Origin of the sequence: Legionella septentrionalis (assembly GCF_003989745.1) — a bacterium.
In the GTDB taxonomy this organism is placed as follows: Bacteria; Pseudomonadota; Gammaproteobacteria; order Legionellales; family Legionellaceae; genus Legionella_A; species Legionella_A septentrionalis.
Window position 1 is genome coordinate 25805 of record NZ_RZGS01000019.1, and the last position, 20809, is coordinate 46613.

Here is a 20809-nt window from a genome sequence, read left to right on the forward strand (position 1 = left end):
ACATGAATACTTCAGTTCAACAAGATATAGAAGATGATTTAAAAAACCTACCCAATGTACGTTTTAAAACACCATCACCGTTAAAATTTTTTAATGGCATTTTTTCAACTGGCTTCACGCTGTCCTTCATTTTTTTGAGTTTAAGCCTATTAGGTAAGCTCATTCTAAAGGCAGTTGGTTTGTATCATGCCCCGTTTACGTTTTACATCATTCTTGTGACAGGGGGTAGTTGTTTATTTATTGGCTTATTTGTAGCTATTCCAGTGTATCGTGTACTGCTTTTATTACGCATGATGCCGTCTGAATTAAAAACAACCCCTTTTTTTAAAACAAAACTAAAGCAATATGCCCATGGCTTCATTTTTACTTATATCGGAATCTTTCTTTTTGGTATTGCCATTTGTGAGCATTTTGTTGAGTTAGAAGAAATATTAATCGATCCAGCCTATGAAATTATCTACACCTTGCTTTCTCAGTTTGTAGGTTTGTTATTTGCTTTTGTCGGAACGATTTTTTATGCGACAACTGATCTCGAACGCGTGGGTCTTGCACCGTTATTGAATGTTATGGGCCATGCATTCAAAGCCACGAAAAATAAGATCAGTGGCTGAGGCACTATTATGAAACAAAAGGCGTTGCAGTTTATCCGTGGTGGACAAATATTTGATTACAATTGGAAACAATGGTTCCAGGTTTCAGGACGTATTTTAAATCTTGCTATTATTGGATTTATCCTCCTTGTCACTTTATTAGTTTTATATACATCTTGGACAGAAATTAAGTTACTGGGATTGCAGGAGTATAGTCGTTTTTTAGTGAAAACAGGCTATGAAGACCAGGTTGTATGGACTAGCACTAATGGCAGTACAGTAAATGCAAGCTACTATCTTAAAGCCAAAACCATTCAATCAGCTATTCATTATGCTAAAGCCTCTCTTTTACGTAATACACTATTGTCTCTTTTCATCGGCACGATTATTTATATAGGAATTATTATTCTCTTTACGCGCTTGTTTATTCGCAAAGGAGAGAAATATAGTAAAGATAAATTTGTTTCAGGTACTAGGCTAAGCCATTCGCTAAAAGAAACAAAAAAGTCAGTGGTGAATTCATCACGTGGTGTTTCTGATATCAGGATGTTGTCAGTACTACCAATACCTGCTCGTTCGGAATTTCAGGGATTCTTTTTCCACGGATCAACTGGCTCTGGAAAAACCCAAGCGATTATGAGGCTTCTTGATGAAATTAGACGCCTTGGTGATCCTGCGATCATTTATGATAAAGAATGCACTATAAAACCTTATTTCTTTGATGAAAAACTGGATGTAGAGCTTAACCCTGTTTCCAATCGTTGTGCTCCTTGGGATTTATGGAAGGAATGTGAAAATCCAATGGAATTTGGCAGCCTTGCTGCTTATCTTATTCCCAAATCTGTGCAGGGAAGTGATCCCTTTTGGGTTGATTCGGCAAGAACAATTTTAACTTCCATGGCTTGGAAAATTCGAAATAGAGATGATAAAGACGCTATTTTATTATTGAAGCTGTTATTGACAACTTCGCTTGAGGAGATGCGAGATATTCTAAAGGGCACAGAATCTGAAAATTTAGTCAGTAAGGAAATTGAAAAAACAGCGATTTCTATCAAATCCGTACTTGCTACTTACACTAAAGCCTTGCGCTTTTTAGAAGGATTAAATCCAGATAAGGATTCAGGCTTTTCAATTAAAGAATGGATAAAAAACGCTCATGATTCTTCAAATAAACCAAAGGGATGGTTATTTATAACCTCTCGTTCGAAATACCACAAAGAAATTAAGCCGTTGATATCGCTGTGGTTAGGGCTTGCAATGTTGGGAATCCAATCATTAAAGCCCAACACCAATAAACGCATTTGGCTAATTATGGATGAGCTTGCGAGTTTACATCGTTTGGAAATGTTATCCGATACTTTGGCTGATATTCGAAAATTTGGGGGCTGTGTTGCAGTCGGCATTCAATCTATTTCACAACTTGAATTTCTCTACGGAAGCCACGAGGCTCATGCCATTGTGGATTTACTTAATACCAGTCTTTATTTCAGAAGTCCTAAAAGTCGTGTAGCGAAATGGGTTTCCGATGATTTAGGGGAACAAGTGATTGAAGAGGTTCGCGAGTCGCAATCCTATGGACCTAATTCCATCAGGGATGGCAATACCATTGGCTCACAAAAGATTGTTCGTAAAACAGTGGATGCGGGCAGTGTGATGACCATGGAAGATTTGGAGTGCTATGTAAGATTAACGGGTAACCATCCCATTGCCAAAATTAAAAGCGATTACATTGAAAGGCCGGTGAAAATTGAACCTTTAATTGAGCGAAGCATTGATTTTGATGCCTTGGAAAAAGTTAATCAAATCGCAATCAAAGCTCAAAATAATCCGCTTACTGATAAAGATATAAAAAAAATGCAAGCATTTGAAGAGGAGGCCTTTGCAATCGAAGAAGAGGAATCTGAGGAAAAGTATTCAGACAAATTTCCCAATAATTCAGAGCAAATTGAAAATAGAGAAGCCTCCTTGATGTATGAAGAAACACGATTTTAATCAGTAAGAGCAAGGGAAGTTATGTTGTCGATTAAACCTGTTAAGTCAGCATCAGGTGCTGCTAAATATTACAATGCGGAAGATAATTATTATCTTTCTGACATTGAATCTTTGGACAAGGCATCAAGCTGGTATGGAAAGGGAGCATTCACACTTAGCTTGTCAGGAATGATTGAAAGAGAAGCTTTTCTATCTCTTTTACAAGGAAGATTACCGTCTGGACAGCAATTAGGTATCAAAAATGAAAAAGGTGAAATTGAACATAGGCCTGCCACGGACGTGACTTTATCTGCACCAAAATCAGTCTCCTTATTAAGCCTTGTTGGTGGTGATGAGCGATTAATAAAAGCACATGAAAAAGCAGTATCCAAGACTTTGGATGCCATCGAAGATCAAATTGCTGAAGCACGCATTACTGAAAAAGGAGAAACTCGTTTTGAAAAAACTAAAAATTTAGTTGTTGCCCAGTTTCAACATACAAGTTCAAGAGAGCTCGATCCTCAACTTCATAATCACTGCCTAATTCTGAACATGACAGAACGTTCCGATGGAAAATGGCGAGCATTGTCTTCAAAAAGCAAAAATGACAAGGAGCATAATGATAACGGCTTTCGGGAACAGCTTTATAAAAATCAACATTACTTTGGTCTTATATATACTTCAGAGCTTGCAAAAGAGATAAGGGCGCTTGGATATGATATTGAGGTTAAAGATGAATATGGCAATTTCGAAATTAAGGGTTTGCCAAAAGCTTATTTGGAGCACACTTCCAAACGAAGGGTTCAAATCCTTAATCGGCTTCAAGAACTTTCTTTAACCAGTGCTAAAGCGGCTGAAAAAGCCAATTTGGACTTGAGATCAGAAAAAGAAACGGTGGACAACGCCAGCTTAAAAGAATTTTGGCGTGAAGAGGCAGAGAAATATGGAATTGATTTTGAACGATTAATCGCACAATCAAAGTCCATTGATGCCGGAGACGTGCAAATTAATGAGGATTTAGTGATTAGTGCTGATGCAAAAGAAGCATTAAATGATGCGCTCGATCACTTATCTGAATTTAATACCCACATTAAACATGCAAGTCTCATCAAAGAAGCCTTTAAATTTGCGGTGGGCTTGGTGTCACATGAAGAATTGGAGCAAGAACTTTCCAATAAATTACAAACCAAAGAAATCCTCGGGATTGAACATCAATTTTATACCTCTAAAAATATGCTTAAGCGTGAGGAACAATTCATTGCACAGTTTAGAGAAACAAAGAAAAGAGGCTTTGCAATTGATGTTGAAGGGGCTTCTTTGAGTGCTAATATCTTGCGCTCTAAAGATGCGGTGCATTTGATTGATATACAAGGACTCTCTTCAGAAAAGGAATTGCTTCAAGAACTGGTACAAACAACTGAAGAAGAGGGTTTTCGTGCTTTTATTTTGAATCAGGGAAAATTTCAGGCAGCACGAATTAATGACACTATTCACCGCGATAGTTCAACCTGGAAAAAGTGGTTCTTTAATCTATTTAAACCTAATGTGGCACATACAGTCTCTGGTTTTAAATTCAATTATGAACAGCAAATTAAACAAGGTAAGGCACAACATGATGTCCTTATTATTCATGATGCACAAAAACTTTCTTATAATGATTTATCCGATTTAGAAAGGCTTGCGCAAAAAAATCAAAGCAAACTTATTCTTTTAAATAATCAGCAATCACGTGCGGGATCTCATGCCGGCAACCCCATCACAGCACTTCGTGAAGCTCAAATTATAAGTCAAACTTCGCAACAATCTAAACCAGAGCATCTTATTGAAATTCATCCTACCCAGCATGGAAAAGAAGATGTTGCAGCATGCTTTGCCAAAATGGGAAAAGAGGAGCGCGAACAAACACATGTTATAGCGTTAACCAATAAAGATCACAAAGATTTAACTGAATCAATTCGTGCTCACTTGCAAAACCACGGGGAAATTTCCTGGCATACGCGTGAAATAACGGTGCTTGGTAATGAGTATTTAAGTGAAGCTCAAAGAAAACATCTCAAATTTTACGAACCTGGATATCAAATAACTTTAAGTCCATTTACCAAAAACCAAGAGAACCTGAAAATTGTCGCAAAAGACGAACACCATCTTGTGGCGCAAGATAAAAACGGAATTCAAAAGAACGTAACACCTTCGATGCTTCATGATGCTTTGGTTACCAAAACCAAGCCGCTTGAAATCGGAGCAGGGGATGTTCTTTGTAGTCATCAGGACTTTATGATAGGGCAGTTTAAAATGAATAAAGGCCAGCAATTCTATGTAACTGATATTCAATCAGACGGTGTGGTGTTAAGCCATAACGGCAAATCACGTCTCTATTTCTCCAATGAAGAATTAACTTCCCTGAAACTTGATTATGATTATGTAAAAAAGCCATCTCATCTTAAAAATCCCATTAATCATGCCCTAGTTCCCCTGAAAAGTTATCAAATCAATCAAAATTGTCTTGGAGAAATTGCTGAATTTGCTAAGACTGTACGCCTTTATACTGAAGATAAAGACAAAGCGCGTGAGGCGCTGGTTAAAGAACAATTACGGTACACGATCAAAGAATCAATTGAGAATTCTGCAACGATGATTTATCGAGATTGCAGTTTTGCACCTATAGCAATTAAGGATTCACTTAAGCAATTGGAGGAAATTTTTAAAAAATCAGGCTTGGATTCCTCTGAAACAGTTATTTCCAAAGCATTACATTTCGCTATAGCAAAATTGGGTGAGAGAGAGGCGGCTATTTCCCATTATAACTTACTAAAAGAAGCGGTAGTTTCGGCAATGGGTAAAGCATCTGTTACAGATATTGAAAAAGCACTTTCCGAGAAACAGGAGAGGGGAGAGTTAATCCATGCAAACACCTACTGGATAACACCACAAGCTTTGAAAGTTGAACAACAAATTCTTGCTAACAATAAAAATGCACAAAATTGCCTTTCTCCTATTTTGGAAAAAGAAATTACATTCCCTGAGCACCTCACTCATGGGCAAAAAAGTGCCGTTTCTTTGGTTCTTGGTACAAGAGATCGATTTGTATCTGTGCAAGGGCTTGCTGGTGTTGGTAAAACCACCATGATGCAAGTCTTGCAGCAAAAAGCAGAAGCATCCGGTTACCATGTAGTAGGGTTAGCTCCCATGCACACTTCTAAGGAAGAGCTGATTGCTAACAAAATTGACGCCCAAACGATTGCCCAATTTCTAGTAGAAGATAAAAAGTTTGACGATAAAACACTTTTTATCATTGATGAATGCTCCATGATAGGTAATGAAGATTATTTGAATATCCAAGAAAAAATAAAATCTTTTAACGCACGCGCTGTATTTTCAGGAGATATTACTCAATTACAATCGCCAACTGCGGGAATTCCTCATGAATTAACCATAAAAACTACATCTCAAAAACAAGCCAAAATGTCCGAAATTATGAGACAAAACGCAAATCCTATTTTGAAAGAGGGAGTATTGCATGCAATTAACAAAAATATTGACGACTCTTTTAATCAGTTGAATAAAATCAATCCCGAAGATTACATTAAGCGAAGTGCTCCTCTGGAAAACGAAACAAAAACCTCTGTAACTGAAATCAGCTGTTTTAATAAGAAAGAAAAAAAGACAGATTACACGCCTATCTACAGAGCAATAGCGAATGATTATTTATCTCGTATCCCCGAACATCAGGAAAAGACTTTGGTTATTGCGCATGCGCATGAAGATAGAAAAATCATTAATAGCCTTATTCGTGAAGGACTTAAAGAACAAGGGCAAATTGCAAAAGAGGAGATCTCATGCATACGACTTAAAAATGTTTCGTTAACGAACGCAGAGTTATTGGATGTAAATCACTTCAAACCTGGACAGATAATTCGTTTTGAGAAAAATTACTCTGTTGCTGAGAAGGGAGGTTATCTCAAGATTGAAGGATTAGATAAAGAAAAAAATTTATTACACTGTTTAGAAAAGGGCAAAATTAAATTCTCTATTAATCCTGCCAAAATAGCGATCAAGTCGGGCATGACAGTTTATGAAGAAGAGCAAGTCAATCTTGCTTCCGGTGATCGTATTAGGCTTAAATTGTCGCAAAAAAATATTAGCCATATCGCCAACAAAGAATACACCATTGAATCCCTATTTAATCAAAAAGCGCATCTAAAAAATGAAGAAGGTTCTTTAGTGATTGATTTAACTCAGTTAGAACATCGTCATTGGGATTATGCTTATTCAACAACGGCATTTGGTGCGCAGGGACAAACATCTCCCTTTGTCATTGCACTTGAGCTTGCAAAAAGGCGCCAGGCCACCAGCTATCGCGCGCACATCATTGATGTGACTCGCCCAAGAGCTCAGGTAACCATTTATACTGAAAATCAACAAGCGCTGATTGAGCGGTATAAGAAATTTGAGGGAGATAAAACATCGGCTTGGTTGGTTAATGGGTTGAAAAAAACAGGTGAGATTCAAATTAAATCTGAACTAAATAAGAGCCAAGAAATTTCATCAAAAAATAATAACAAGAAGCTCACTTTTGAAAGGAGACAGGAAACCGTACAAAAAATCAGCGATGCACTCACAGCCCAATTTGAGAACTTGGCTCATCATTTATTAGGTGAGCCGAATCAAAAACTTTCTTCATCAAATAACCTTCGATATGGAAGCAAAGGAAGCTTAAGCTTAAATCTCCAAAAAGGTTTATGGCATAACTTTGAAACAGGAGAAAAAGGCAATGCGTTGCAATTAATTGCTATGCAAATGGGTTTCTCTGATTTCAAGGATACGGTTGGCTACGCTAAAGATTACTTAAATTACGAGGACAATAAGGTACAAATCCGGCAGGTTAATCCCATACAGAAAATACGACACAAAGAATCAAATAACAAAAAACAATATGCGGAAAAACTTTTTAATCAGAGTCGCCCCATTCATGGCACACTCGCTGAAGCATATCTTAAAAATCGCGGAATTTTAGAATATAAAAGTGAAGCATTACGATTTTTACCACGAATTTCAACCTTGCATGATAAGGACAAAACACATGTTCCAGCTTTATTATGTGTGGCAAAGGATGAAGAGGGGAAAATTAATCATGTCCAAGTTATAAGACTTGATCCTATTTCAGGAGACAAAGACAAACAGTCAAACATTGCCAAACAGACCTATGGCTCCATTAATGGTATCGGGATTGAATTAAATAAACACGGCAATACAGATGTTACCTTTCTTACGGAAGGAGTCGAAACAGGTCTATCGATTCTTGAAAGTGATAAAAATGCTAATGTTCTTGCACTCTTAAGTAAAAGTAATTTTGCTAATGTCAATCTAAAGCAATTAGGAAATCATGTGGTTTTATGCCTTGACAATGATGGAGAAAAAACATTTTCAGACAACCTTATCAGAAAGGCGGTAGAACGCTTGGAGCAAGCAGGGAAAAAGATCTCAATAGTCCTTCCCGACAAATCTGGCACAGATTTCAACGATACCTTGAAAAGCAGGGGCATTTTAGGTGTTAGAAGCCTTATCAATAAAACAATAAGTGGACATGAATTATTAAAAAATTACGAAAAATTTAGTCAGTTTACAGGCGATACTTCGGGCCTGTTTCCTAAAGAGCAAGCCCTATTAAAAGATAAAAAAATTAGTGATCCATTGACTAATAATATAATGCCAACTCAGGCTCATAGAATAACTTCTTCACCAAAAGAATTGGTTCTTGAGCGATAACCTATTAATATATTACTTCGAATCTTGCCAACCAGAATTTGCTGTTTCAATAGGAAGTTGTTTCATGCCTATGCTATTCGGAATTGCTTCGATTTCAGTATATTTATGGAGTTGGAATTCACCACAAACGGTATTGATATAATCAATGGCTTGCCGCTTTGCGCTGGTAATTTCTTCGTTTGAAATTTTGCCACTATCCATAAGAATATGCATCCTTAATAAATAAAGAATATGCGGCATTGTGACATGCAATTGTTCCAATAATTTTTTGGAAGAATTTGCCGGTTTTTCAAAATTCTCACTAATATCAATTTTGTTTTCAGCGCACCACTTTATTAATGCTTTTAATGCTCTACCTGGTGAGCGACGTGAGCTATATCTAAATAATTTTTTATTCTTTGAAATAGCCTCTAAATACGCTATTTCTTCCTCAGATAGTCGCACGGATAAGCTGGTCATTTTTATTTCCTTGACGATTTTTTACATTACCCACAGTAAGTTGAACTCAATAATTAATTTGGAGAGTTTTATAAAAAAGTGTGCAATTGTAATCAAATTTAAATTAATTTATTTAATTTCAATAGATTATAAATTGTTTACAAAAGATTACAATCTATGAGATAGATTTTTTTCAAAAAATTAAAAACAAAATTTATAATAAATATTACTTAATTATCAATAACTTATCTGAAATAAAATGCAATATTTATATTGCGTGGTGTGTGCTTGTTTTTAGAAGTTACTATTTTTGTGTTTTTATTTGCCATGATTTTTTTATGATTTTTTTATGGTTTTTGTTTGATTTCTTGTTGAGCGCAGTTCAATTGCGCGTTTGTGATTTGACTCGATTGGTGATGTTCTCTACCATCTGACTTAATACTTTAAAAAGGAGTTTTAAATGATCATGCTTCCAATCTTAATAATTGTTGTGTTTTTAGCTATCATTATTACCAACTCAAGAAACGCAAAAAACAATAAACAAAATTTCGATATTGAATCAAATCAAACACAATACAATCCTGCAACGGGACTGCCAATGATTGGTGCTTTAGATAGCATGGGAAATTCTATTGGAACAAGTGCATCTGATAGAGACAATTATTGGAATAATGATTATCATCGTAATTCAACATACAATAGCAGTTATGATCCATTCAATAATCGCTATTAACGCTATTTTATAAATTTTAATTGAGGACTTATTATGGCTTTAATCAGTGCGAAAGTAACACCTGAAAAAGAAAAAATTAAAATCGAAATAACCAAAGATATCTACTCGGAAATAAAGGCGTACTGCTCATGGGCTGGGATCGATGATATTAGTCATTTCTTTGAAGAATCATCTGTTATGATTTTCGCAAAAGACAAAGAGTGGAAGCAACACAGAAATCTCATCCCACCCCGTTAAATCCTTCGCCGTCTTTAAAGCGTTATCATTAACAAAGAAGACTCTTGGCACCCCATAAGTCCATATAATCCCATCAACTCCGTTAAGTATTGCGCCTTCAAAACCCCAGTCATTCATTTCTTGTTCTGGATTATTGCGTCCGTGGTATAATCTTAATTTCATCATTTTTCCTTTATCCAACATTAATCTTGATTTTTTTTTCCACTTTTTAGAGGCCGCAATTTAAATTTACGACCTCTTTTTAATGTGATTAATCAATCGCTGCGTAAATGTCCGCTGCTTCCTTGTGGTATTCGATGTAATCCCGTAATAAATAGTACTGATGGATTGTTTTATCCGATTTAGTCATCCAACAAAATTGATTAAGGACACACAGGGTTGTAATGATTCCAGCAGCATCTGAGCTCACTTGCCCATCGTAGCCATTACCTTCCACATAGATGGGAAGTTGCTCATCTAAGTCAGGAGCTAAGTAGAAGCCACAATTACTCAATTCGTAAAAATGCCAGTAGCCTCCGTCATAAGAGGAGCACAGCGTTCTTAATGTTTTATAAATGGATTGTTCGGCTCTTATCATCATTGAGCCAAAATGCTTAGGTAAGAAGGAAAGGCGTTGATTGTCGCTAACTGATTGTGCAGTAATTATTGTAGTCATATTAGATCCTAATTTTGATTTCTGATGTTCTTAATGAACATGATTATTATTACAAAAATCCGAGATTAAGTCAATATAAAACAACTATTTAAAAGTTGTTTTATATTGACTTTTATTGGGATGCTATTCCATAATCAAGCAATCAATAACTTGGAATTAATCTGATGAAAAAAGTGCTCCGCTTTGAAATGAAGCAAAATTTACGAAGGCCAACACGTATTTATGTGAAATCACCCGATCTAAAAACTAACTATGGCTATTTTCATGCGGACAATCCTTCATCGTTTGATGGATGGAGCCTGCTCACCGAAGAGCAGGCCACTGAACTGGCTTTGTTTATTCAAAACATTGAAGCAATAAATACCCTATTAGGGAGTGAGGCCAGTAATAAATTGATGGATTTTCGATTTCGCTTACCCATCGATTTTGTAGCAACCTTGCATGAACTTAGCTCCCTTTTTAACCACCAGAACATTAAATATAATTTTTTTGAGGCAGCCCTTACTGGCATCATTCAACAGATGAAGATGGCGACAGTACAACTGGACGATGGAAAAAAACAAGAGGCATTAACCTTATTGGATAAAATCGGACTGGCTACCTATAAAAAACTCGATCTCACCTCACCTGTTCAGGCTGTATTTTCTGAGCTTTTGGCAGTTCATAATAAATCTGAAAAACTACATAAGAAAGCCTTAGCCCTATTTGATAAAGATAAAAGTTACTCGCCCAAAGCCATCGAAGGAATGGCCAGCGGTGAATCACAACCTGCAAAATGGTTAGTAGCTTGTGCTATTGATGTATTAATTGAGGAACGCTTACCGATTTTAGAACGGTGTTTAAACGATAACGAGCTATTTTTATTGTGGGTAAAACCGCTTTTAGACAACGAATTCAATCGGGAGCTATTGCTCAACAAAATACGCGCCCTTAGCTGGCATAGCATGGAACAAATTGTAGTCTCTTATCACCCCAAAGCGCATTCATCATGAACGTTACTCAGCTTTTTGTTTAATATCATAGCATAACCTGTTAGCCACAGTAGCGTTAATTTGTTTCATTCTTGTTTTAAATGGCCCTTGGGGAGTAATGGAACGGCCAACCGACTTAAGGGTTATTAGGATCTCTTAGTGACCTTAATTTTCCATCTTTTACTTCATCAGGCATTGAGAATGAATATCGACCAAGCATATTAAAATGTGCTTTTGCAAATGGTGATAGTCGCACTTCATCTTCTTCATTAACGGGGAAGTTATCGTTCTTTAGCTGATCTAACGCTGCATCCATATAAATAGTGTTCCAATGAACCAAAACATTAAGCACCAGTCCTAGTGCCCCTAATTGATCCTCTTGTCCTTCACGATAGCGTTGGTGAAGTTCTCCTCTTTTTCCGTGAAAAACAGAGCGTGCCAAGCTATGTCGTCCCTCGGTCAAATTCAGTTGCAATAAAGTACTACGACGACACGATTCATCATGAATATAGTTAAGCATATGAATAGTCTTATCTATGCGTCCAATTTCAGCAATCGCCTGTGCTAATCTTGTGGGTTTATCACCCACTTGAAGAGTTCTCATAATCCCTGTTGCAGGTACCCGGCCAAGTTTTAAAGATCCAACCAAACGCAGCACATCATCCCAATGAGGAATAATACGCTCAAGATTTGCACGATGTTTTGCAAGAATATTGAGTTTGCCATAATCGGCGAGTGGATCAACCCGCCAAAAACGAGCATCTCCCAAATCAGCTAATCGCGGGCTAAAACGATACCCTAAGAGACGAAATAAGCCAAATACAATATCACTGTAAGCACCTGTATCTGTCATGATACGAGTAGGTTTTAACTCTGTTTGTTGTTCTAGCACTACTCCTAATAGAATCAAACTGTCTCGCAAAGTTCCAGGCACCGTAACATCATTCAAGCCCGTTCTTTGATTTGAAAGTAAATTATACCAGGTTACTCCGCGCCCTTGATTAAAGTACTTTGGGTTTGGAGCTGCATGCAAAGAGCGGACCGGTACAACAAAACGCATCCCATCAGCAGAGGCTATATCTCCACCACCCCATTTTTTCGCTAATTTACTCTGGTTTTGTGCTGCAACTAATATTGCGTTAGATGCCGTTATTGTCTCATCGCGAATGTAATTTTGATCAACCCATATCAGGCGATCTCTTTTTAATGCCGGTATGTCTTCTCTAACAAAAGGTTCAAGACCAGTATTGCAAGCTTGGGCAAGCAAAACAGCACAAATACTAATTTCTAAATCAACAGCCCGAGCATTCCCTTCATTAATATGAGTAAAGGCCGAAATAAAGTTAGTTCGCTTAGCAATTTCCAGCAATACTTCAGGTAAATCTACACGGGGAAGTCTGGATTTAATTTCGCTGCGCAACAGCTTTAGAGATTCAGGTTCATCTAACTTGTCTAATTGGGTTAGGATAAGCTCCTCATTGCCTTTAATCAGATCGAATCTTATAAAAGGGTTATTATCAAAATTTTTAGCTACCAATTTATATGTTTCATCTAATTCATTAACAAACTCCTGTAAATAACCATGAGGTTCATTTGTTAAGTTCAAGGAACGACAAATCACGGGACGTATCGCTTCCCACTCCTTTCCTCCATGAAGATTGGCTCTAGGATCAGAATAACGCCAACTTGGACTTACAAAGAGATCGCGACGTTTCAATGCTCCTTGTAATTTATCAAGAATACAAAAAATATAGGCGGTTTTGTTGAATTGATTTTCTTTATCCAGAACATATCGTTTCCATGTTTTATTGACTAAAGCCAGTGGCGCTTCTTTTTTCGATTTATTCTTTAACCAATTAAGAGCCTCGATGATGGGTTTTCCTGCTTCATTGCCGTCAAAGTGAATAACACGAAGAAGAGCAGGCAAAAAGTTTTTAATGGTTTGTTCTTTATCCTCAAGTTCGCGATAAAATACATCATCCGGCGGCTGAATTAGCGCATTTGCTTCGCTAACCGCGATTATTAATTCCTCATATCCCACGGTATTGAAGATTTTACTACGTACCTCTTGATCAGTAAGATTGTTATCTAAGACAACTTTGCAGGCATTAATCAATGTAGCTGCAGCAGAGTCTAAATCCTTAATTGTTCGTAACCTTTTTTTATGATTAGTGCGCTTTGCTTTTGAAAATAGTTCACTTAATACAATAGATAATATATCAAGAGCATCATCTTGTGCTGTAGCTTCAAAATGATGAGCAAAAGCGACTAAAGTTGCCATTTTTCTTTCATAAGAAAGACGGCTTATAGCTGTTGTCTTTGCAGTATTAGCAAAGCGACAAAGAACAGATACTCTCCCCTCAGGTAACCGTTTAGGTAATTCGATGCTTAGTTCGCGCGCCATTTCAATACGCTTTAGCGCTTTAACCAACGTCTTACTACTTGCCCTCACAGGGCCTTTGCGAAGAATATCAAGCAATGATTGGCGCTGCTTCTCTTCCACCAATAGTAAATTATTAAGTTTCTCTGTCTGGTCATTAGTTAAATTTTTAATCAACGATCGCCATAAGCGCGTATCCATTCTACTACGAACTTCAGCAATAAAACGTTCTACTGTTGTTATTCCTGGCAATAAAACTTTATTGTTTATAAGCCATAACACTGTTTGCTCAAATAATAATCCTGGCCTATCTGTTCCAGTCCAAAATAAAGCATACAGCCACCGACCTAGCTTAAAACGAATACCTTTGTCATGAAATTCTTTAAATCCATAGCGTATCCTTATTTCAGCAGTATGGCGCCATCGTTGCTCACTTTGTTGGTAACGATCAAGAGAGCTCTGAATATCATCCACATTAATTTGGATGGCTATTCGCTCAATGATTTTATAAGGAATTTCAGTCAAATCACTGTAAAAAGTGCCAATAAATCTAGCCGTAGTTAACTGAAGTGCATACCCCAATCTGCTAAACTGACCTCGTTTACTTTTTATCCATTCCCTGTCTTGATCATCCAGAAAAAAATAATTAGCGATAAACTCTGGTGTTAAGTCATTAGGGTACCTGCCATAGTTTTCACGATGAGTAGGAGAAAGAAAATCGACTGGCATAACATCTCATTATAAATCTGTTGCAAAACTTCTAAGTTTTGCAACAAATCTCATATCATCAAATTTATTAGCTTAAATTTGTCGCAAAAATCAGATGCAAAAGTCTATTGTTTTGCGATATAATTTGCAACAACATTTTGGAATTTGTTATGAAAATAGGATATGCACGCGTTTCAACCACTGATCAAAACTTGGAACTGCAATTAGCTGCTCTAAAAGAAGCTGGATGTAGTCGTATTTACCAAGAAAAAATTTCAGGGGCAAAAAAAGACCGCCCTGAATTGGAACGTTTATTGGATCAACTTCGTCCTAATGACATAGTGGTTGTGTGGAAATTAGATAGATTAGCTCGTTCTACCCACCACCTATTAGAATTTGTAGAACGAATAAGAATTGCTGAAGCCTCATTTTGCTCACTTTCAGAACCATGGGCAGATACAACTTCTCATGCCGGTAAAATGATCATGACCGTATTTGCTGGCATTGCTGAATTTGAACGTGATTTAATTCGTGAGCGTACTACTGCGGGACGGTTGGCTGCCAAACAACGTGGAATTCGATTTGGCCGTCCTAAAAAAATGAATGAAGAACAAAAATTATTAGCCAGACGATTGTTGGAGGAAAATAAATCCGTAAGTGAAATTGCCAAAACATTTAACGTCCACAAAGCTACGATATATCGTTTACAAGATTAATAAACAAATGCTTGACCTTACCGCAACGTCAACCCTTATCGTGTATCTGGTGATTAAGAGGAGTACAACATGAGGTACACGATTAAACAATTGGCTAAACTGTCTGGTGTGAGTACCCGCACTTTGCGCTTTTATGATGAGATTGGTTTATTAAAGCCAGCATTTTATGGTGATAACCAATATCGTTATTATAAAGAAGAACAACTACTTTTGCTTCAGCAAATCTTGTTTTTTCGTGAACTTGAGTTTCCTCTTAATGATATTAAGCGGATTTTGCATTGTAATGACTTCGATAAAATAAATTCATTACAACAACACAAATCCTCCTTGCAATCTAATGTTGAGCGAACACAAACACTCATTCAGACGATTGATAAAACTATTTCACACTTAAGAGGACAAAATAAAATGTGTATTGAGGAAATGTTTGAGGGTTTTGACCCAATTAAACAACAAGAACATGAAAAATACATGCTGGACACAGGAGTTATTTCTCAACAGCAAATTGATGATAGTTGGCAACGTGTTGCCCATTGGAAAAAACCTGATTGGGAGCAATTTAAAGACGCGGGTGAAAAACTGCATGTAGCACTTGTGGAAGTGCTCAAACAAGGTCAAGAAGTAGACTCCGATAAAGTTCAGGAACTTATTCAAAAGCACTACGATTGGGTTAATAATTTTTGGACACCTAATCAGGAAACCTATTTAGGACTCGGACAAATGTATTTGGACCATCCTGATTTTCGTGATTTCTATAATCGCTTTCATCCAGATTTGGCCGAGTACATTGTTGCTGCTATGAAAGTGTATGCAAAACATAATTTAACTTAAATTTGGCTGCCTATTTATATATTTAGTAGGCAATATTTTTGATTTTGGAGTTTTTTATGAAAACCAATTTAAGTACTTATATTACGCTGAAAGATGGGAGAAGCCTTGGATATACAGAATACGGTTTTAGCAATGGGTTCCCCATATTATTTTTTCATGGCTTACCTGGTAGCCGCTTTGAAGCAGAGAAATTACATGCTGCTGCTCTTAAACTACAGGTGAGATTAATCGGGCTGGATAGACCTGGAATGGGACTATCTTCACATCAAAAAAATCGAATCATACTAGATTGGCCAAATGACATATCTGAATTTGCTACCTCATTAAATTTAAAAAAATTTTCTATTGTGGGTCATTCTGGTGGCGCACCCTATGTAGCTGCTTGTGCTTATCGCCTTCCAGAAAAACTTCATAAAGCAGTCATTGTCTCAGGCATGGCGCCATTAACTTACCCAGAAGCAATAACCAGCTTATCTAAATCTCAAAAGCAAATGAATTGGATGATTCGGTATTGTCCTATTCTATTGAAACTAATGATGAAAATGTCTTGCAAAGCATTGGAAAACCCTAATCGTTTAAAATCAATGCTTAAACAATTACCGGAAGTTGATGCAAAAATATTTGAAAACACTCACTATAAAGAATTAATGGTTTTATCATTAAAAGAGGCGTTTCGGCAAAATGCTTCCGGAGTAATAGATGATTTCAAATTACTTACAAAAACACTTGGATTTGATTTAAACGCAATTCGATGTCCATTTGTTGTATGGCAAGGAGGTAAAGATTTGCAGGCACCAGTAAAGCACGCAGAAATCTATGCGCAACATGTACCTCAAGCTAATTATGTGTTTTTAGAAGACGAAGGTCATATTTCCATTTTACACAATTATGATGAGCAAATTTTAGCAAGTGCATTGGAGGGAGCCATTCCTTAAGTCGGTTGGCCGTTCCATTACTCCCCAAGGGCCTAAATTCAGGCTCGCTGAGCCTTTCACATTGATCTAACTCAAATCGGCTTACAGAAGCAGCTGGGCGTGAAGTGCTCTCTTTTTCCCAGGTTACTCTCAAAAGATATTTGTCCTGTTTCTTTGTATGGATAATATGCGCATAAAGATTATCTTCATTAAAAAATTTCTTATAATCCATCCAATCTTGAGAGTTTTTATCAATAGACCAACAAAGTGATTTTATCTGACACTCTTTATAGCGACTTTTTCCTTTGAACAAGTCGTTTAAAAAGTTTTTAAGCCCCTGATTACCAAAATAAGTATGCCCCTCATCGCCATAATGTTTAAAAAACAGTTCTGACAAGCGTTCCGTTGGGCTTTTTTCGGTCACAAAAAAATAAGGCCAAAAAATGGGCTTGAGAAACAAATAGATCTTAACATCAGGTCTTTTGTGTTGAATTTTTTAATATAAAGGCATCATCTCTTGATGCTGCACAGAAAAAATGGCAATTAGAACCTAATTACACTTTTATTCAAAGTGCTATGGGTGGCTACAGTCATGGAAAACAAGTTTTATTAGCAATGATGTATTCTTTTTTTAATCCAGAAGATGGTCAAAAACTTCTTGAGAAAACCCAAGCACCCAATTTTGTGCAAGCGCTATCTGTTTTAAATCAGGACGCTCGACAAATTATTTCTGAATTATGGTTACATCACACTGGGTGGTAACGATTTTATTATTTATTTGCGACAGGTCGCGACACAATTAGGGCTTATCCAAACAAATCGCTGTGAGAGCCTGTTCGCGATAATCGTAGCAATTGGATGCGATCATCTTTAATGATCTTATAAATTAATAACCAATCGGGGGTAAGATGGCATTCACGATAACCACCCCAATTTCCGCTAAGACTATGATCCTTATGTTTCAGATCTAAAGGCTCCTCCTTTTGCAATTGCTCAACAATGGAGTCCAGAAGCTTCCTGCTTTTTCCTTGTTTGGTAATCTTTTTCAAATCACGCTTAAATTGTGTTGCCAATTCTAATTCAAGCATTATCTACAGAATCCCATACATCCTTCATTGTTTTAAATCGCTCGCCCTTACCTGATTCCAGTTCTGCCATGGCATCCCGTGTTTCTTTGTTCGGTATTTTTACCTCAAATGGCAGGCCATTTTGAAGACAGACCTGGCTATAGAACAGTCGAATTGCCTCAGCTGTAGATAAACCCACCTTATGCAAAATCGCCTCGGCCCGCATTTTAAGAGCAGGCTCAATACGAGCATTAATTGTTGCCGCCTTACTCATCTTAGTTACTCCAATAGTGCCTACACTTTAATTGTATAACAAATGCATTACATTTTCAATTTTTCTAGTTTAGATGACCATCAATAGGGTACACCCTTGTGATGCCTGCTGTGATATCGAAGTACCTTCGCTTTTTAGCTATCAAAATGACGTGGTTTAATGGATTCGGACACACCAGTTAAGAGATACTAAACCTTAACTGGAGTAAAAAGATGGTCATTAGAAGAAAATTTTCCCAAGAATTTAAACTTGATGCGATAAGCCTTGTAAAAGATCAAGGCTACAGTCGAGCTGAGGTAGCTCGCAGTTTGTCAATTAATCCCAATATGCTTAGTCGCTGGATAAAAGAGGAAGAAGCTGAAAAGGATCATGCGTTCAGGGGTAATGGAAAGTTAACGGCTGAACAGCTAGAGCTTCGGCAATTAAGAGAAGAAAATCGACGCCTGAAGATGGAAAAAGAAATTTTAAAAAAGGCGGCGGCAAATTCAATCGACGTGATAAGCCATGGAACACAGCACATGAGGAAATAATAAATTTTGTGAAAGAGATTGCGGAAAAAAGCACTTATACATTTGGAAGCAGGCGCATGAGGAAAGCACTAAATGCCTTGGGGTATCCAGTTGGCAGGCGAAAAACTCAAAGTCTGATGAAGGAGGCCGGTGTTATTGTTCGGTATAGAAAAAAATACAAAGTCACCACGAACAGCAGGCATAAAAAGCCGGTCTTTGAAAATGTGTTGAATCGGGATTTTTCACCCGGTGCCTCAGACCGAGCCTATGTTTCAGATATTACATACCTGTTAACTCAAGAGGGTTGGCTATATCTGGCAGTGGTTATTGATTTGTTTTCCAGGAAGGTTGTTGGTTGGAGTATGAGTTCAAGGATGAAGGCAGATTTAGTTTGCGATGCCTTGAAAATGGCTTTATGGCAACGTAAACCAAAGCCTGGCTTAATTGTACATTCAGATAGAGGCTCTCAATATGCCAGCAGCGAGTACCGTAAATTACTCAACGACTGGAAGTGCATTGGCAGCATGAGCAGAAAAGGTGATTGTTGGGATAATGCTGTAGCAGAAAGCTTTTTTGGTAGCTTGAAACAAGAACGGGTTCAATGGAAACATTATCAGACACGTTCTGAAGCACATCGGGATGTTCTAAATTACATCACAGTTTTTTATAATGATTTTCGGCTTCATTCAACTATTAATTACAAAAGCCCTAATCAATTTGAAAAGGAAGTCAGATTATTAAAAATGGTTGCTTAAATGGTGTGTCGCAATTTGCTTGACCACGTCAAAAGCTGCTGATTGTTTCATTTGATAGAACCAAACCACATAGCCCCAAACCTATTGATATATCATCTCAGTTTCCTAACTCTCAAATAACTCTTCTATGGTCGACTGCATCTCTTCTTGACTGGGCTTGGCATAGCGGAAAATTTCTTTGATCGAAACATTTCCACTGAGCTCCTGAGCAAAATGCACCCCGTGCTTATCAGTCACTTTTTTTAAAAATGTATGCCGCAGTTTATGGGGTGTAAATTCAAATTTCTCGTGTTCAGGCAAAAAAGCCAATGCTTGTTTTAAGACTCGTTGGCATATCCGATAAACATCTAGGGTTTGTAAACGCGTCCCATAACGTGTAACAAATAATGGCTCATCTTCTTGGGTGATTCTTTGTTCTAAATACTGCTCCAAATACCCCCTAGCCTCTAGTGGTAATGGAATTTTCTGACTAATGCGTTTTGATTTATGGCGTAGTACTTCACATAATCCTTTTTGTCGGTATTGGCTTACATTTAAAGAAACCACTTCGGATTCCCGAAGCCCAGTACCCAACAACAAATAAAATAGTGCCGTTTCCATTAGCGGGTTTTGATTTTTACGAGTGCAGCTTTTAATGCGTTGCTCACAGGCAGACTTTAAGCGCATTAATTGTCTTGGGGTTAACCCGTTCCAATCGGGAGCATCCGTTTGTAAATCTTTTACTTGGGCAAGAGGATCGCCTGCTAATAAAGGACGTTGCTGGTGGAGCCAACGACCAACATGACGAATCGTTGCCATGGTGCGATTAATGGACGTTGCTTTATATGGCTTCCCCGTTTTCTCCGAAATTGTTCTGATTAAATTTTTTTGAAACTGTTTACTGACTGCTGGAGTCCAACTATCTACTAAGTCATGCCCTACTTCCATTTGAAAAAATTGGGCGAATTTGGCCAAGTCTTTCTTTTTTGCCTGTTCCGTTTTTTCAGGAGCACCCTTCACATGCACTGAATAATAATAAGACAGCCATACTGAAAGTGAATTGGTATCAAAATGAACATCTAGGGGATGAAAAATCTTATCTATCACAAACTTTTGATTTTTCGAATTTTGCTCGTCCAATAAATTCATAGGGTCTCATTTTTATTTTTTCACGATCATACCCTATTTGTGAAAGATAAGGTACGTTATCTATCTCAAACATAAGTCATCAAAAGGGAAGAAACTCATAACTATAACCACTTTTATGTTTTCCCACATTATTGTATTCCCACAAAGGTGGTGGGCTATTTGAAAC

The 20809-nt window shown here is 37.2% G+C and carries 16 protein-coding genes and 1 pseudogene; 11 read left to right on the forward strand and 6 right to left on the reverse strand.

The genetic code is table 11. The features are described 5' to 3' along the window. Nucleotides 1-2 precede the first annotated feature (2 nt). Genes ELY11_RS07535 through traI form a run of 3 tightly spaced genes read left to right on the forward strand, consistent with a single transcriptional unit; the run spans nt 3 to nt 8327 of the window. The gene (locus ELY11_RS07535; RefSeq protein WP_127032908.1) at nt 3-611 is read left to right on the forward strand and encodes a hypothetical protein; all 609 of its coding nucleotides are present in this window, start codon (nt 3-5) and stop codon (nt 609-611) included. Between the two features lie 9 nt (nt 612-620). Beyond that, complete coding sequence (gene traD / locus ELY11_RS07540) at nt 621-2582, forward strand: type IV conjugative transfer system coupling protein TraD (RefSeq protein WP_127032910.1); 1962 nt, start codon at nt 621-623, stop codon at nt 2580-2582. A gap of 21 nt (nt 2583-2603) precedes the next feature. Then, nucleotides 2604-8327 (forward strand): conjugative transfer relaxase/helicase TraI, encoded by a 5724-nt coding sequence (traI, locus tag ELY11_RS07545; protein WP_127032912.1) that lies wholly within the window; start codon nt 2604-2606, stop codon nt 8325-8327. Nucleotides 8328-8339: 12 nt separating this feature from the next. On the opposite strand, the gene ELY11_RS07550 is transcribed toward traI, so the two are convergent. Then, nucleotides 8340-8786: a hypothetical protein gene (locus ELY11_RS07550; protein ID WP_127032913.1), complete on the reverse strand. Its 447-nt coding sequence runs from the start codon at nt 8784-8786 to the stop codon at nt 8340-8342. Nucleotides 8787-9225: 439 nt separating this feature from the next. Here ELY11_RS07550 and ELY11_RS07555 point away from each other — a divergent pair, with 439 nt between their 5' ends. Further along, entirely contained in the window at nt 9226-9498 is a 273-nt protein-coding gene (locus tag ELY11_RS07555) for a hypothetical protein (RefSeq protein WP_127032915.1), read from the forward strand. 33 nt (nt 9499-9531) lie between these two features. After that, on the forward strand, nt 9532-9735 hold the full coding sequence (locus ELY11_RS07560; RefSeq protein WP_127032917.1) for a hypothetical protein: 204 nt from the start codon (nt 9532-9534) through the stop codon (nt 9733-9735). 250 nt (nt 9736-9985) lie between these two features. Here the strand turns inward: ELY11_RS07560 and ELY11_RS07570 are convergent, their stop codons facing one another. Beyond that, the gene (locus ELY11_RS07570; RefSeq protein WP_127032919.1) at nt 9986-10390 is read right to left on the reverse strand and encodes an antirestriction protein; all 405 of its coding nucleotides are present in this window, start codon (nt 10388-10390) and stop codon (nt 9986-9988) included. A 164-nt stretch (nt 10391-10554) separates the two neighbouring features. Between ELY11_RS07570 and ELY11_RS07575 the strand changes: the two genes are divergently transcribed. Further along, entirely contained in the window at nt 10555-11382 is an 828-nt protein-coding gene (locus tag ELY11_RS07575) for a hypothetical protein (RefSeq protein ID WP_233579736.1), read from the forward strand. 115 nt (nt 11383-11497) lie between these two features. Here ELY11_RS07575 and ELY11_RS07580 read toward each other — a convergent pair whose 3' ends face one another. Beyond that, nucleotides 11498-14470 (reverse strand): Tn3 family transposase, encoded by a 2973-nt coding sequence (locus ELY11_RS07580; protein ID WP_127032923.1) that lies wholly within the window; start codon nt 14468-14470, stop codon nt 11498-11500. A gap of 149 nt (nt 14471-14619) precedes the next feature. Here ELY11_RS07580 and ELY11_RS07585 point away from each other — a divergent pair, with 149 nt between their 5' ends. From ELY11_RS07585 to ELY11_RS07605, 4 genes are all read left to right on the forward strand, one after another. Beyond that, complete coding sequence (locus tag ELY11_RS07585) at nt 14620-15165, forward strand: recombinase family protein (protein WP_127032925.1); 546 nt, start codon at nt 14620-14622, stop codon at nt 15163-15165. Nucleotides 15166-15234: 69 nt separating this feature from the next. Then, nucleotides 15235-15996, forward strand: a complete 762-nt coding sequence (locus ELY11_RS07590; protein ID WP_127032927.1) for a MerR family transcriptional regulator — start codon at nt 15235-15237, stop codon at nt 15994-15996. A gap of 56 nt (nt 15997-16052) precedes the next feature. After that, nucleotides 16053-16931: an alpha/beta fold hydrolase gene (locus ELY11_RS07595; protein ID WP_127032929.1), complete on the forward strand. Its 879-nt coding sequence runs from the start codon at nt 16053-16055 to the stop codon at nt 16929-16931. A 555-nt stretch (nt 16932-17486) separates the two neighbouring features. Further along, nucleotides 17487-17672 carry a hypothetical protein gene (locus ELY11_RS07605; protein WP_233579738.1) on the forward strand — a complete coding sequence of 62 codons (186 nt, stop codon included), beginning with the start codon at nt 17487-17489 and terminating at the stop codon, nt 17670-17672. A gap of 44 nt (nt 17673-17716) precedes the next feature. Here ELY11_RS07605 and ELY11_RS07610 read toward each other — a convergent pair whose 3' ends face one another. Together ELY11_RS07610 and ELY11_RS07615 are read right to left on the reverse strand one after the other, a co-directional pair. Then, nucleotides 17717-17998, reverse strand: a complete 282-nt coding sequence (locus tag ELY11_RS07610) for a type II toxin-antitoxin system RelE/ParE family toxin (protein ID WP_062723415.1) — start codon at nt 17996-17998, stop codon at nt 17717-17719. After that, nucleotides 17991-18251 carry a type II toxin-antitoxin system RelB/DinJ family antitoxin gene (locus tag ELY11_RS07615; RefSeq protein WP_127032931.1) on the reverse strand — a complete coding sequence of 87 codons (261 nt, stop codon included), beginning with the start codon at nt 18249-18251 and terminating at the stop codon, nt 17991-17993. The genes ELY11_RS07610 and ELY11_RS07615 overlap by 8 nt, the downstream gene beginning before the upstream one ends. Nucleotides 18252-18463: 212 nt before the next feature. On the opposite strand from ELY11_RS07615, the pseudogene ELY11_RS07620 reads away from it, so the two are divergent. Beyond that, nucleotides 18464-19515: pseudogene (locus tag ELY11_RS07620) on the forward strand (IS3 family transposase). A 105-nt stretch (nt 19516-19620) separates the two neighbouring features. On the opposite strand, the gene ELY11_RS07625 reads toward ELY11_RS07620, so the two are convergent. Then, nucleotides 19621-20643, reverse strand: coding sequence for a tyrosine-type recombinase/integrase (locus tag ELY11_RS07625; protein WP_127032933.1), 1023 nt, complete (start codon nt 20641-20643; stop codon nt 19621-19623). Nucleotides 20644-20809 lie beyond the last annotated feature (166 nt).